General features: G+C 66.9%; 11 protein-coding genes. 5 read left to right on the forward strand and 6 right to left on the reverse strand.

Annotated features, from left to right (window positions below; translation table 11 throughout):
- The first annotated feature begins 37 nt into the window (after positions 1-37).
- The 3 genes from OKW76_RS01185 to OKW76_RS01195 are packed head-to-tail and all read left to right on the forward strand — an operon-like array spanning position 38 to position 2,836.
- Positions 38-541 carry a hypothetical protein gene (locus OKW76_RS01185; RefSeq protein WP_265550420.1) on the forward strand — a complete coding sequence of 168 codons (504 nt, stop codon included), beginning with the start codon at positions 38-40 and terminating at the stop codon, positions 539-541.
- 52 nt (positions 542-593) lie between these two features.
- The gene (locus OKW76_RS01190; RefSeq protein ID WP_265553079.1) at positions 594-1,001 is read left to right on the forward strand and encodes a MerR family transcriptional regulator; all 408 of its coding nucleotides are present in this window, start codon (positions 594-596) and stop codon (positions 999-1,001) included.
- Between the two features lie 29 nt (positions 1,002-1,030).
- Positions 1,031-2,836 carry an acyl-CoA dehydrogenase C-terminal domain-containing protein gene (locus OKW76_RS01195; RefSeq protein WP_265550421.1) on the forward strand — a complete coding sequence of 602 codons (1,806 nt, stop codon included), beginning with the start codon at positions 1,031-1,033 and terminating at the stop codon, positions 2,834-2,836.
- Between the two features lie 151 nt (positions 2,837-2,987).
- Here the strand turns inward: OKW76_RS01195 and OKW76_RS01200 are convergent, their stop codons facing one another.
- From OKW76_RS01200 to OKW76_RS01220, 5 genes are all read right to left on the reverse strand, one after another.
- On the reverse strand, positions 2,988-4,289 hold the full coding sequence (locus OKW76_RS01200; protein WP_265550423.1) for a cell wall hydrolase: 1,302 nt from the start codon (positions 4,287-4,289) through the stop codon (positions 2,988-2,990).
- A gap of 222 nt (positions 4,290-4,511) precedes the next feature.
- Positions 4,512-5,429 carry a cysteine synthase A gene (gene cysK, locus OKW76_RS01205; RefSeq protein WP_265550425.1) on the reverse strand — a complete coding sequence of 306 codons (918 nt, stop codon included), beginning with the start codon at positions 5,427-5,429 and terminating at the stop codon, positions 4,512-4,514.
- Entirely contained in the window at positions 5,426-6,754 is a 1,329-nt protein-coding gene (locus OKW76_RS01210) for an MFS transporter (RefSeq protein ID WP_265550427.1), read from the reverse strand. The genes cysK and OKW76_RS01210 overlap by 4 nt, the downstream gene beginning before the upstream one ends.
- A 109-nt stretch (positions 6,755-6,863) precedes the next feature.
- Positions 6,864-7,688 carry an alpha/beta fold hydrolase gene (locus tag OKW76_RS01215; protein WP_265550428.1) on the reverse strand — a complete coding sequence of 275 codons (825 nt, stop codon included), beginning with the start codon at positions 7,686-7,688 and terminating at the stop codon, positions 6,864-6,866.
- A gap of 92 nt (positions 7,689-7,780) precedes the next feature.
- Positions 7,781-7,939, reverse strand: a complete 159-nt coding sequence (locus OKW76_RS01220; protein WP_265550430.1) for a hypothetical protein — start codon at positions 7,937-7,939, stop codon at positions 7,781-7,783.
- A 116-nt stretch (positions 7,940-8,055) separates the two neighbouring features.
- On the opposite strand from OKW76_RS01220, the gene OKW76_RS01225 reads away from it, so the two are divergent.
- Positions 8,056-8,397 carry a hypothetical protein gene (locus tag OKW76_RS01225; protein ID WP_265550431.1) on the forward strand — a complete coding sequence of 114 codons (342 nt, stop codon included), beginning with the start codon at positions 8,056-8,058 and terminating at the stop codon, positions 8,395-8,397.
- 102 nt (positions 8,398-8,499) lie between these two features.
- Positions 8,500-10,569 (forward strand): catalase, encoded by a 2,070-nt coding sequence (locus tag OKW76_RS01230; RefSeq protein ID WP_265550432.1) that lies wholly within the window; start codon positions 8,500-8,502, stop codon positions 10,567-10,569.
- 786 nt (positions 10,570-11,355) lie between these two features.
- Here OKW76_RS01230 and OKW76_RS01235 read toward each other — a convergent pair.
- Positions 11,356-13,647: an ATP-dependent helicase gene (locus OKW76_RS01235; RefSeq protein ID WP_265550433.1), complete on the reverse strand. Its 2,292-nt coding sequence runs from the start codon at positions 13,645-13,647 to the stop codon at positions 11,356-11,358.
- Positions 13,648-13,654 lie beyond the last annotated feature (7 nt).

Below are 13,654 nucleotides of genomic sequence, written 5' to 3' on the forward strand. Positions count from 1 at the left end.
ACCCCGGACCAAGTCCGGGGTGACGGTTGGGCGGGGGGTGACGATCTCGTTGGGGTTCGCGATCCACCTTATCCTCGCGGCCTGCTCCGGCGAGTCCCCCCGCAATCCCGCCGAACCGCTCGACCTCGAAACCGCCGCGATCGAACGCGGGCTGGTGCGCGATCCCGACGATGTCAGCCTCGCGGGCCTGTACGCCCGCGACACCGATCGGCTGTGCCTGATCGGCGAGGGCGGCGCCTACCGGATCGGCGCGACGGTCGATTACGGCCAGGGCGTCGATTGCTCGGCGCGCGGCACCGCGACTCGCGCGGGTTCGACCTTGCGGGTCGAGCTCGGCGACGGCTGCGCGTTCGACGCGACGATCGCGGGCGAGCGGATCGTGTTTCCACCGCGCGTACCCAAGGCCTGTGCGCGCCGGTGCCGCTCGCGCGCCTCGCTCGGTGCGCTGACCGTCGATCGGCTGTCGGGGGTCGAGGCCGAGGCACGCGCGCTGCGCGATCCGCGCGGGCGCCCCTTGTGCGACAGCGACCCGGCTAGTTGACGTTTACGTAAAGGTCGGGTATTTCCCGACAATGCCCAATGCGCTTTCCATCATGACCGCGCTCGCGCCGATCGCGCCGCGCCAGGACCTCGAATGCTTCACCATCTCGGACCTGTGCGCCGAGTTCGGGGTCACCGCGCGCGCGCTGCGCTTCTACGAGGATGAGGGGCTGATCGCCCCCGAACGTCGCGGCATGTCTCGAATCTATTCGCATCGCGATCGCGCGCGGCTGGCGTGGATCCTGCGCGGCAAGCGCGTCGGGTTCAGCCTGGGCGAGATCCGCGAGATGATCGACCTGTACGATGTCGGCGACGGCCGCCAAGTCCAGCGCCAAGTAACGATCGAGCGCTGCCGCGCGCGCGTCGCGACGTTGGAAGCGCAGAAGCACGACATCGACGAAGCGATCGCCGAACTCAACGCCTTCCTGTCCGTCGTCGACGGCCAGGCCGCGCCGAACTGACCAGAACCAAAGACTGACCGGAGAGACCCATGCCGCAATATACGCCGCCCGTGCGCGATACGCGCTTCATCCTCGATCACGTCGTTCAGCTCGACAAGCACGCCAACCTGCCGGGCTTCGCCAATGCCACCCCCGACGTGGTGAACGCGGTGCTCGAAGAGGGCGGCAAGTTCGTCGCCGAGGTGCTGTTCCCCGTAAACCTGTCGGGCGACCAGCAGGGCTGCACCCGCCACGCCGATGGCAGCGTGACCACGCCTGACGGTTTCAAGGAAGCGTATAAGCAGTTTGTCGAGAGCGGCTGGGCGACGCTGGCGGCGCCCGAGGAGTTCGGCGGCCAGGCGATGCCGCACGTCGTCTCGACCGCGTTCGAGGAATATATGATCTCGGCCAACATGGCCTTCGCGATGTATCCGGGGCTGACCCACGGCGCGATCGCCGCATTGCTCGCCAAGGGATCGCAGGCGCAGAAGGAGCTCTACGTTCCCAAGATGGTGTCGGGCGAATGGGGCGGCACGATGAACCTGACCGAGCCGCAATGCGGCACCGATCTGGGGCTGATCAAGACCAAGGCCGAGCCGCAGGGAGACGGCAGCTATGCGATCACCGGCACCAAGATCTTCATTTCGTCGGGCGAGCACGACCTGACCTCGAACATCATCCATTTGGTGCTCGCCAAGACGCCGGGCGCGCCCGACAGCTCGAAGGGGATCAGCCTGTTCGTGGTGCCCAAGGTCCTGGTCAACGACGACGGATCGCTGGGCGACCGCAACGGGGTCACCTGCGGGTCGATCGAGCACAAGATGGGCATCCACGCCAATTCGACCTGCGTGATGAACTATGACGGCGCGACCGGCTGGCTGGTGGGCGAGGAGATGAAGGGGCTGGCGGCGATGTTCATCATGATGAACGCCGCGCGGCTGGGCGTCGGGCTGCAGGGGCTGGGCGTCGCCGAGACTGCGTACCAGAACGCGGTCGCCTATGCGGGTGACCGGCGGCAGGGACGCGCGCTCACCGGCGCCGCCGAGCCCGCCGAAAAGGCTGACACGTTGTTCGTCCACCCCGATGTCCGTCGGATGCTGATGGAGGCCAAGGCGCTGACCGAAGGGCTTCGCGCCTTGTGCCTGTGGGGCGCGCTCCAGGTCGATCTGGCGCACAAGGCCGCGACCGAGGAAGAGCGCGAAATGGCCGACGACCTGATCGGGCTGCTGACCCCGGTGATCAAGGGATACGGCACCGACAAGGGCTATGACATCGCGACCAGCGCGCAGCAGGTCTATGGCGGGCATGGCTACATCGCCGAATGGGGGATGGAGCAATATGTCCGCGATGCGCGGATCGCGATGATCTACGAAGGCACCAACGGCGTGCAGGCGATGGACCTCGTCGGCCGCAAGCTGGCGCAGAAGGGCGGCCGCGCGGTGCAGGCGTTCTTCAAGCTGGTGGCGGGCGAGATCGCCGATGCCAAGGCGCAGGACGAAGCGACCGCGGAGTTCGCGGGGCGGCTCGAAAAGGCGCTGGGCGACCTGCAGGCATCGACGATGTGGTTCATGGCGAACGGGATGCAGAACCCCAACCATGTCGGCGCGGGTGCGCATTCGTACATGCACATCATGGGCATCGTCGCGACCGGCTTGATGTGGCTGCGGATGGTGCGCGCCGCGAACGCGCTGCTGGCGGCGGGCGAGGGCGATGCGAAGTTCCTCGGCGCCAAGCTGGTGACCGCGCGCTTCTATGCCGAACGGATCATGCCCGACACCGGTGCGCTCCGCCGCAAGATCGAGGGCGGCGCCGACGCAATCATGGCGCTGGATCCCGAGATGTTCCTGGCGGCCTGAGGAGACTCACGGCTCCAACTTATCCGTTCGTGCTGAGCCTGTCGAAGCACCGTCCTTCTTTTGCCGGCCGGGCGCGAAGAAAGGGCAGTGCTTCGACAAGCTCGGCACGAACGGTATGGGGTGGGAAACCCGAACGTATCTCGCGTCCAGGTCAGCGCTTCGCCGGGGCTTCCGTCGGGGTCGTGGACGGACCCGGCACCGGCACCAGCGTGCCGCTGCGCCGACGGACGCCGCTAAGGTCGGGCACCGGCGGCGCAGGCGTGGCCGCTGCCGCCGCCGGTGTTGCGTCGCGCTTGGGCGCTGGCAGCGCTTGGCGCTTCATGCAGTCGCGGCGATCGGGGCGGGCGAAGCGGTCGCAGTTCCACAGCGCCCGTTCATAGCCGCGTGCCGAATCGCGCAAATAGCTGAACGCCATTCGCGCCAGGATCGCGGGTTCGGCGGGAAGGATCGCGGGGGTGTCGGCACGCTCGGTCCAGCCAAGCAGCTTGCAATAGCTGCGCTCGCCGCACAGCCGCTTGGCATAGACGGCATATTCGTCGGCCTCGAGGCGCGGATCGAGGGTGATCGCGAAGCTGTTGGGATCGGTCGGTAGCGGTGCCGGCATGTCGCCGAGCGCGATCGTCGTCGCCGCGACGGTTGCGTCCTCGACGCCGGCGGGAACTTCGCCGGACGCGTGCGAAGCCGCGATGCCCGCAAGTTCGGGCACCACCGGCTCGGTCCCCGCATAGCGACCGCGAAACGCCGGTGGCGTGCCCCACCAGCCGGTCCAGCGGAAGAACAAATGGGTGTTCACTTCGCTGATCTTGTCGAGGCTGCTGCTCCAATAGGGCATCACCCAGTCGGTATGATAATGGGTTGCGGTGCCGACCCGCTTGTCGACCCGGCCCTGCAGCGCCGCGGTCGCGACCGCGCGCGCGCGCCCCCAGGCGGCGTCCGAATAGCGCCGCGCCAGCGCGCCGTCGCAGGTGAAGGTGAACTGGCAGCCGGTCGATCGCTCGCTGCCCTGGAAGACGACGCCGCACACCGATTTGGGGAAGGCGGGGTGGCGGACGCGGTTGAGGATCACCTGTGCCACCGCGCGTTGCCCGACCGAATCGTCGCCCGATTCGTAGAGCACGCCCGCGGTCAGGCAGTCGGTCGCGCGCGCGATGCTGTCAGGCGCCCCCGCAATGCGAAAGGCGCGCGCGGGAAGGTTTGGGGCGCTCGAGAAGGGCACCGCCGCGTTGAAGCTGCGCGCATCGGCGGGATCGACCGCGACGAACGCGGTGGGCTCGACCGGGGGGAGTTCGGCGGGCGGGATCACCCGGACGGCAGGGCGCGCGAGCGTGCGTTCCACCGGCACGATGCGCGGTGCGGTGGCGACGATGATCGCGGGCACCAGCACCGCCAGCAACGCCAGCACGGCCAGGATCGCGCGGATGACGGGCGTCGTCGGGGGAGGGGTTGGCGTCATGCGGGCCTTGTCGCGGGGGGTCGGCGGGCGCCGAATCTTAGCGGGTTTCGAGCGAGTGGGGGAGGGGGCCGCTACCCTCGCCCCCCCCCCCGTCACCCCGGACTCGGTCCGGGGTCCACCGAGCAACAATCGGGGACGTCGCTCGCCGAGCGGTGGACCCCGGAACAAGTCCGGGGTGACGGTAACGGTAGGCGGTCGGCAGTAGCTAAACCGCCCCCGCCATCACTCGGGCAGGAAGTCGGGAACCGACAGATAGCGCTCGCCGGTATCGTAGTTGAACCCGAGCACACGGCTGCCCGCGGGCAGTTCGCCCAGCTTCTGCGCGATCGCCGCCAGCGTGCCGCCCGACGAGATGCCGACCAACATGCCCTCCTCGCGCGCCGAACGCCGCGCCATTTCCTTGGCGGTGTCGGCGGCGACCTTGATCACGCCGTCGATCGCCTGGGTGTGGAGGTTGCGCGGCACGAAGCCCGCGCCGATCCCCTGGATCGGATGCGGCCCCGGCTGGCCGCCCGAGATCACCGGCGAGGCTTCGGGCTCGACCGCATAGACCTTCAGCTCGGGCCAATGCTGCTTGAGCACCTCGGACACCGCGGTGATGTGGCCGCCGGTGCCGACCCCGGTGATGATCACGTCGATCGGCGTGTCGGCGAAATCGGCGAGGATTTCCTGCGCGGTGGTGCGGACATGGACGTCGATGTTCGCAGGGTTTTCGAACTGCTGCGGCATCCACGCGCCCGGGGTTTGCTCGACCAGCTCGATCGCGCGCTCGATCGCGCCCTTCATCCCCTTCTCGCGCGGGGTGAGGTCGAAGGTCGCGCCGTACGCCAGCATCAGCCGGCGGCGCTCGATCGACATGCTCTCGGGCATGACGAGGACCAGCTTGTAGCCCTTCACCGCGGCGACCATCGCCAGCCCGACGCCGGTGTTGCCGCTGGTCGGCTCGACGATCGTGCCGCCGGGCTTGAGGTCGCCCGATGCTTCGGCGGCTTCGACCATCGCGACCGCGATCCGATCCTTGATCGACCCGCCGGGGTTCGACCGCTCAGACTTGATCCACACTTCGGCATCGGGAAACAACCGCGCGACGCGGATGTGCGGGGTGTTGCCGATCGTGTCGAGGATCGTGTTCGCCTTCATATCGTCGTCTCCTTGATCGAGGTGAATTCGAGCGTTTCGGGCGGCGCGAAGGTGCGCGCCCGGCCCAGTTCGGGGAACAGCCGCGCCCACCATGCGGTCACCAATATGGCGGCAATCCCGCCGCCTACAACCGCTACGACGGGCCCGACCGCGGCGGCAAGGAAGCCCGAGCGCGCCTCGCCGAGCTCGTTCGAGCCCGACACGAACAGCGTCGACACCGCACCAACACGCCCGCGCATGTCGTCGGGGGTGTGCAGTTGGATCAGCGACTGGCGGACATAGACCGACACCATGTCGGTCGCCCCGACCACGAACAGCGAGGCGAGCGCGACCAGTACCGCGGGCGCGAAATCGCTGCCGATCGCGGATTCGCCGAGGTACGGCAGCAGCAACGGTGCCGACAGCCCGAACATCGCGGTCGCCGCGCCGAACGCCGCGACCGACCACAGCATCTTGACCCCGACATCGTTGGTGAGCGGCTTCCAGGCGAACCAGATCGCGACCAGCACCGCACCCGCGGCGGGCGCGGCGCGCAGATGGCCGAGCCCGTCGGCGCCGATCTGCAGGATGTCGCGCGCATAGATCGGCAGCATCGCGGTCGCGCCGCCGAGCAGCACCGCGAACAGGTCGAGGCTGATCGCGCCGAGCACCAGCCGGTTGCGCCGGACATAGGCAAGCCCGTCGACCATCTGTGCCCACGGGTTGCGCGTGCCCGTCATCTGCTTGCGCTCGACCGGCTTGATGAGCGTCAGCATCACGAAGCCCAGCCCGAACAGCCCCGCCGACACCGCATAGGGCAGCCACTGGTTGGCGGCGTACAGATAGCCGCCCATCGCCGGGCCGAGTACCGACCCCGCCTGCCAGGCGATCGAACTCATCGCGATCGCCGCGGGCAGCACCGCGATCGGCACGAGGTTGGGCGCGAGTGCCTGCAGCGCGGGGCCGGCGAAGGCGCGCGCGACGCCGAGCAATGCCGCGACGAAGAACAGCCAGGGCAGGGTGATCTCGCCATGATAGGTCAGCCATGCGAGCAGCAGCGCGCACGCCGCCTCGAGCGCGACCGCGCCGCGCGCGATCCAGCGGCGATCGACCCGGTCGGCGACCCAGCCCGCGACCAGCGACAGCAGCAGCAGCGGCACGAACTGCGCGACGCCGATCCAGCCGAGCTGGAACGCGGCATCGCGGATCGACATCGTCTGGCGCGCAATGTCGTACACCTGCCAACCGATGACGATCACCATCGCCATCTGCGCCAGCGTGTTCGACAACCGCGCCAGCCAATAGGCGCGGAAATTATGGATGGTGAAGGGATGCGGCGCGCTCATGCGCGAGGGCTTAGGCCGCACGGCGCGCGATGCGCAACGAGGGTTTGTGGGGCAGGGTAAAGGCTGGCTTGGCAAACCGCCTTTCCCCGCCGCCACTTGAGGCGGGCCGTCAGCCGCCGAGGAAGGTCAGCAGATCCTTGGTGAGGCGGTTGCCGTGCGTCGCGAACAGCCCATGCGGTGCGCCCTCATATTCGACCAGCTGCGCGCTCGGGACATGCTCCTTCACCCGGTGCGCGGTCGCGCCGATCGGCACCGTTGCGTCGGCTGTGCCGTGGACCACCAGCGTGGGCACGGTGAAGGCGGCAAGGTCGGGGACGAAATCGGTGGTGCCGAACGACTTCGCGCATTCGAGCGTCGCTTTGAGGCTGGCCTGCATCGCGACGTTCCACGACGCGTTCACCGTTTCCTCGCTCACGGGATGCGACATCAGCCCGACGCCATAGAAATCGCGCAGGAACGAGCCGAAGAATTTGGCCCGGTCGGTCGCGATCTGCGCGCCGATCTTGTCGAGTTCCTCAGGCGGAACGCCGTGCGGGTTCGCCTCGGTCTTGAGCATCCCGGGAACCACCGATCCGATCAGCCCGGTCATCGCCACGCCCTTGCCGCCATGCCGCGACATGTAGCGCGCGACCTCGCCGCCGCCCATCGAGAAGCCGATGATCGCCGCGCCATCGGTGACGCCCGCCGCCGCCATCACATCGGCAAGATCGTCCGAGAGCGTGTCGTAATCATAGCCGCTCCATGGCTGGCTCGACCGGCCGAAGCCGCGGCGATCATAGGCGATCACGCGGTGCCCCGCCTCGGCGAGCGCCATCGCTTGCGGGTCCCAGCTGTCCGCCGACAGCGGCCAACCATGGATCAGCACGACGGGCCGCCCGCTGCCCCAATCCTTGACGTACAGATCGGTGCCGTCGCGGGTTTTGACATAGGGCATGGTCGTTCTCCTGAAGGTCGAACCGCGCCAACGGGTCGCGGCACCGGGCGTTCCGCGGTGGTGCGCCAGCGCACCCGGCGCCGCACGCTCGTTCAGTTGCCGCCGTAGTCGGGCTGGCCTTCGATATCGCCGCCCGGCTGATCGTCGTCGGGGGTGCCGGGGGCGGGTGCCTGGTTGCCGGGCTCGTCGATCGGCGCGGGCGTGTTGTTGTTGGCTTGCCCGTCGGGTTTTTCGCGCTGTTGGTCGCTCATCGATCGTCTCCTGTGCAAAAGCTGCCGCCGATCAACGCGCGATTATGCTATGCGGAACCACGCCTGCCCGTTTTGGTTCTTGCTGCGATGCAGCATGAAGGTATAGCATGGATGCCATGAAGCTTCCCGCAGACGACGAAGTCGCAGCACCTGCCGGCCCCGCGCCCACGATCTTCGAAGCGATCGTGCGCAAAACGTGCGTATCGGCGACCTATAACCGCACCGAGATCATCCTGGCGCCGCACGCGATGTGGACCCGCCATGGCGACATGTTCGTCGATGCGGTGACGCTGCGACTCAACGACGCCCCCCCGCGCGAGGTGAAGCTGGGGACGTTCAAGCTAATCGGCCTGGGCAATCTCCAGCGCACGAACGAGCGCTTCTACGTCAGCGAGTTGTTCCAGCCGGGCGATGCCAAATATGGCGGCGAGATATTGCTCGCGGTCGAGCCCGACTGAGCCGATCGCCGGCCGCTCGCCGGCGCTGTCGATTTTAATCCTGCTGACTGCGCCGCTTTTGCCGGTTCGTGCGTTTATCACACGAACGAGGAAAGCGAATTTATGAGCGATACCAAGATCGTCCACGGCAACGGCGGCGAAACGCATCAGCAGGCGGCGGGCGATACGCCGGTGCTGACGACCAATCACGGCATGCCGATCAGCGACAACCAGAACAGCCTGAAATCGGGCAAGCGCGGCCCCACGCTGCTCGAAGACTTCGTGCTGCGCGAGAAGATCTTCCACTTCGATCACGAGCGTATCCCCGAGCGGATCGTCCATGCCCGCGGCTCGGGCGCGCACGGCGTGTTCGAAGCGACCGCCGACATCTCCGACCTGTCGCGCGCTGCGGTGTTCGCCAAGGGCGAGCAGACCGAAGTGTTCGTGCGCTTCTCGACCGTCGCGGGTGGCGCCGGATCGGTCGACACCCCGCGCGACGTGCGCGGTTTCGCAGTCAAATTCTACACCAAGGAAGGCAATTGGGATCTGGTTGGCAACAACATCCCGGTCTTCTTCATCCAGGACGCGATCAAGTTCCCCGACCTCGTCCACGCGGTGAAGATGGAGGCAGATCGCGCCTATCCGCAGGCGGGCAGCGCGCACGATACCTTCTGGGATTGGGCCAGCCTGATGCCCGAATCGACGCATATGCTGATGTGGGCGATGTCCGACCGGACGCTGCCGCGCAGCTTCCGCACGATGGAGGGGTTCGCCGTCCACACCTTCCAGCTGGTCAATGCCGAGGGTAAGTCGAGCTTCGTGAAGTTCCATTGGAAGCCAGTGCTCGGCCTGCAATCGACGATTTGGGACGAAGCGCTCAAGCTCCAGGCCGCCGATAACGACTATCAGCGCCGCGACCTGTGGGAAGCGATCGACACCGGCAGCTTCCCCGAATGGGAACTCGGCATCCAGGTGTTCGACGAAGCCTTTGCCCGCGCGCAGCCCTATGACGTGCTCGACGCGACCAAGCTGATCCCCGAGGAGGACGTTCCCGTCCGGATCATCGGCAAGCTGACGCTCAACCGCAACGTCGACAATTTCTTCGCCGAGACCGAGCAGGTCGCGTTTTTGCCGACCAACATCGTGCCGGGTATCGATTTCTCGAACGATCCGCTGCTGCAGGGGCGGCTGTTCAGCTATCTCGACACGCAGAATTCGCGGCTTGGAACCACCAACTTCCATCAGATTCCGATCAACGCGCCGCGCTGCCCGTTCGGCAATTTCCAGCGCGACGGCAAGATGCAGACGCAAGTGCCCAAGGGCCGCGCGAACTACGAGCCCAACAGCTTGGCCGAGTTTGGCGAGGATGGCGGCCCGCGCGAGAGCCCGACGCGTGGCTTCGCGACGACCAACGCGATCACCGGCGACGACGAGCAGGGCGAGAAGCTGCGCATCCGCGCCGATCTGTTCGCCGATCATTACAGCCAGGCGCGGTTGTTCTGGAAATCGCAGGACGCGCATGAGCAGGCGCATATCGCCTCGTCCTTCGTGTTCGAGCTGTCGAAGGTCGGGTTGGAGGCGATCCGTCCGCGGATGGTGGCCAATCTGCGCAACGTCGATGAGGCGCTGGCACAGCGCGTCGCCGATGGCCTCGGCATCGACTTGCCCGCCAAGGCACAGGCCGCGCGCGAGCCGGTCGACATGAAGCCTTCGGACGCCTTGTCGATCCACAAGAACATGAAGCCGATGCTCAAGGGTCGTGCAGTCGGCATCCTGATCGCCGATGGCAGCGACGGGGCCGAGATCGATGCGCTGGTCGCCGCGATCGAGGCCGAGGGTGCCAAGGCGGTGCTGATCGCGCCCAAGGTCGGCGGCGCGACGCTCGCCGACGGGTCGAAGCGCAAGGCCGATGGCCAGCTCGCGGGCATGCCCTCGCAATTGTTCGACGCGGTGGCGCTGGTGCTGTCGGCGCAAGGCACCGCGATGCTGCTCAAGGAAGCCGCGGCGGTGCAGTTCGCGATGGATGCGTTCGGTCACCTCAAGGCGATCGGCGCGAACGATGCGGCCAAGCCGCTGCTCGACAAGGCGGGGGTCGAGGCCGATGCCGGGGTCACCGGGCTGGGCGGCGATTTCATTGCGGCGGCGGCGCATCGCTTCTACGATCGCGAGCCCAAGGTGCGCATGCTGGCGTGAGTTTGGCTGCTATAACCCCGTTTGTCCTGAGTAGGGACTGAGCGGAGGCGAAGGCCCGTATCGAAGGACATTGCCCCAAGCGGACCGGTCCTTCGATACGCCGCTTCGACGGGCTCAGCGGCTACTCAGGACGAACGGGCGGGGATTGGGGCATGGGTGCCGCTCCGTCTTCTCCCCCGTTCGTCCTGAGTAGGGACTGAGCGAAGGCGAAGGCCCGTATCGAAGGATGTTACCCCAAGCGGGCGGGTCCTTCGATACGCCGCTTCGACGGGCTCAGCGGCTACTCAGGACGAACGGTTGGGGTTTGGGGATGGGTGCCGTCCCGTCTCCCCCCCCCCGTTCGTCCTGAGCAGGGACTGAGCGGAGGCGAAGGCCCGTATCTAAGGACATTGCCCCAAGCGGGCGTGTCCTTCGATACGCCGCTTCGACGAGCTCAGCGGCTACTCAGGACGAACGGGCGGGGGTTGGGGCATTTGTGCCGTCCCATCTCCCCCCGTTCGTCCTGAGTAGGGACTGAGCGGAGGCGAAGGCCCGTATCGAAGGACAGTGCCCCAAGCGGCGGGTCCTTCGATACGCCGCTTCGACGAGCTCAGCGGCCACTCAGGACGAACGGTTGGGGATTGGGGCATTTGTGCCGTTCCGTCTTCCCCGTTCGTCCTGAGTAGGGACTGAGCGGAGGCGAAGGCCCGTATCGAAGAACATTGCCCCAAGCGGGCCGGTCCTTCGATACGCCATTTCGACAAGCGCAATGGCTACTTAGGACGAACGGTTGCGGGGAAGCAGCCCTCACCCCACCGTAACGAAGCTGTCCATCACCCGCTTGCGCCCCGCGGTCTCGAAATCGATCTCGAGCTTGTTGCCCTCGATCTCGGCGATGCTGCCATAGCCGAATTTCTGGTGGAACACGCGCAGACCCACCGAGACGTCGCTGCGCCCCTTGTTGCCAAGGCTCACCGCCGACGCTCGCGCCTCGATGATCCGCGTCGGCTCGCGGACGAACGTCCCGGTCGACGCAGCGCGCTGCCAGCCCGGCCCGCGCCCCGATCCGCGCGCGACGTCCGAAAACGGATCGGCATTCTCGCTCCAATTGGCGCGCCACAGGCTTTCGCCCCCCGACATCGTCGTTTCGGCCTCGATATGCTCGGGTGGCAGTTCCTCAACGAAGCGCGAGGGCAGGCTCGACGTCCATTGGCCATAGATCCGGCGGTTGGCGGCGTGAAGGATCGTCGCCTTCCGCCGCGCGCGGGTGATCGCGACATAGGCAAGACGGCGCTCTTCCTCGAGGCTCGCCAGCCCGCCTTCGTCGAGCGCGCGCTGCGAGGGGAAGATGCCTTCTTCCCAGCCGACCAAAAACACCGTGTCGTATTCGAGGCCCTTGGCGGCGTGGATCGTCATGATCGTCACCTGCGCGTCCTGCTGGCGATTCTCATTGTCCATCACCAGGCTGACATGCTCGAGGAACGCGCCGAGGCTTTCATATTCCTCCATCGCGCGCACGAGTTCGGTGAGGTTCTCGAGCCGACCCGCTGCCTCGGCCGACTTTTCGGCCTGGAGCATCGCGGTATAGCCGCTTTCGTCGAGCAATTGCCGCGCCAGCTCGGCATGCGGCAACTCGCCCGCCATCGCGCGCCAGCGTGCCATGTCGCCCACGAGATTGCCGAGCGAGCGCCGCGCCTGCGGGGTCAGTTCGTCGGTGTCGAGGATCCGCGCGGCGGCGGTGGTGAGCGGAATGCCCTCGGCCCGCGCGAGCTGGTGGACCTTCTGTACCGCCTTGTCGCCCAGGCCCCGTTTGGGGACGTTGACGATTCGTTCGAACGCCAGATCGTCGGCGGGTTGCGAGACGACGCGCAGATATGCCAGCGCATCGCGAATTTCGGCGCGTTCATAAAAGCGGAAGCCGCCGACGATGCGATAGGGCATGCCGATCGCGATGAAGCGATCCTCGAATTCGCGCGTCTGGTGCTGCGCGCGGACCAGGATCGCGACGTCGTTGAGGCTGAGCCCGCCCTCTCCGTTTCTTGGGCGCATCTCGCCCTCGATCTGCTCGCCGACACGGCGCGCTTCCTCGGGGCCGTCCCAGACTCCGACCACGCGGACCTTCTCGCCCTCGTCCGCCTCGGTCCACAACGTCTTGCCGAGGCGACCGCCATTATGTGCGATCACCCCCGATGCGGCGGCGAGGATATGCCCGGTCGAACGGTAATTCTGCTCGAGCTTGATCACCGCCGCGCCGGGAAAGTCGCGCTCGAACTTCAGGATGTTCTCTACCTGCGCGCCGCGCCACGAATAGATCGACTGGTCGTCATCGCCGACGCAGCACAGATTTTTGCGCGCCTGTGCCAGCAGCCGCAGCCACAGATATTGGACGCTGTTGGTGTCCTGATACTCGTCGACCAGCATGTAGCGGAAGCGCTGCTGATATTGCTCGAGCACCTCGCGATGCGTCTTGAGCAGCACCAGCGCGTGGAGCAGCAGGTCGCCGAAATCGCAGGCGTTGAGCGCGAGCAGCCGCGCCTGGTAGGCGGCGTACAGCTCCTGGCCGCGGCCATTGGCGAATAATTCGGCCTCGCCCGCGTCGAGGTCCTTGGGGGTCATCCCCTTGTTCTTCCACCCGTCGATCAGCCCGCCCAATTGGCGCGCGGGCCAGCGTTTCTCATCGAGGTCGGCGGCGGCGATCAGCTGCTTCATCAGCCGCAACTGATCGTCGGTATCGAGGATGGTGAAATTGCTTTGCAGCCCGATCAGCTCGGCATGGCGGCGCACCATCTTGGCACCGATCGAATGGAAGGTGCCCAGCCACGGCATCCCCTCGACCGCGTCGCCCACCAGCCGCCCGACGCGCTCGCGCATTTCGCGCGCGGCCTTGTTGGTGAAGGTGACCGCCAGGATCTCCGACGGCCATGCCTTGCGGGTGTAGAGCAGGTGCGCCAGCCGCGCGGTGAGCGCCGCGGTCTTGCCGGTGCCAGCGCCCGCGAGCACCAGCACCGGGCCGTCGGTGGTGAGCACTGCCTGGCGCTGCGGCGTGTTCAGGCCGCGCAGATAGGGCGGATCGTCGGGGCTTGGTTGGGGGTGCGACATCGGTGAA

The sequence above is a fragment of the Sphingomonas sp. S1-29 genome, assembly GCF_026167545.1.
Classification (GTDB): Bacteria; Pseudomonadota; Alphaproteobacteria; order Sphingomonadales; family Sphingomonadaceae; genus Sphingomonas.

Excerpts from the sequence above, each read along its gene's own strand:
- OKW76_RS01225 (WP_265550431.1), top strand. The coding sequence starts at position 8,056 with ATGAAGCTTCCCGCAGACGACGAAGTCGCAGCACCTGCCGGCCCCGCG.
- cysK (WP_265550425.1), bottom strand. The coding sequence starts at position 5,429 with ATGAAGGCGAACACGATCCTCGACACGATCGGCAACACCCCGCACATC.
- OKW76_RS01195 (WP_265550421.1), top strand. The coding sequence starts at position 1,031 with ATGCCGCAATATACGCCGCCCGTGCGCGATACGCGCTTCATCCTCGAT.
- OKW76_RS01220 (WP_265550430.1), bottom strand. The coding sequence starts at position 7,939 with ATGAGCGACCAACAGCGCGAAAAACCCGACGGGCAAGCCAACAACAAC.
- OKW76_RS01190 (WP_265553079.1), top strand. The coding sequence starts at position 594 with ATGACCGCGCTCGCGCCGATCGCGCCGCGCCAGGACCTCGAATGCTTC.
- OKW76_RS01210 (WP_265550427.1), bottom strand. The coding sequence starts at position 6,754 with ATGAGCGCGCCGCATCCCTTCACCATCCATAATTTCCGCGCCTATTGG.
- OKW76_RS01200 (WP_265550423.1), bottom strand. The coding sequence starts at position 4,289 with ATGACGCCAACCCCTCCCCCGACGACGCCCGTCATCCGCGCGATCCTG.
- OKW76_RS01235 (WP_265550433.1), bottom strand. The coding sequence starts at position 13,647 with ATGTCGCACCCCCAACCAAGCCCCGACGATCCGCCCTATCTGCGCGGC.
- OKW76_RS01215 (WP_265550428.1), bottom strand. The coding sequence starts at position 7,688 with ATGCCCTATGTCAAAACCCGCGACGGCACCGATCTGTACGTCAAGGAT.
- OKW76_RS01230 (WP_265550432.1), top strand. The coding sequence starts at position 8,500 with ATGAGCGATACCAAGATCGTCCACGGCAACGGCGGCGAAACGCATCAG.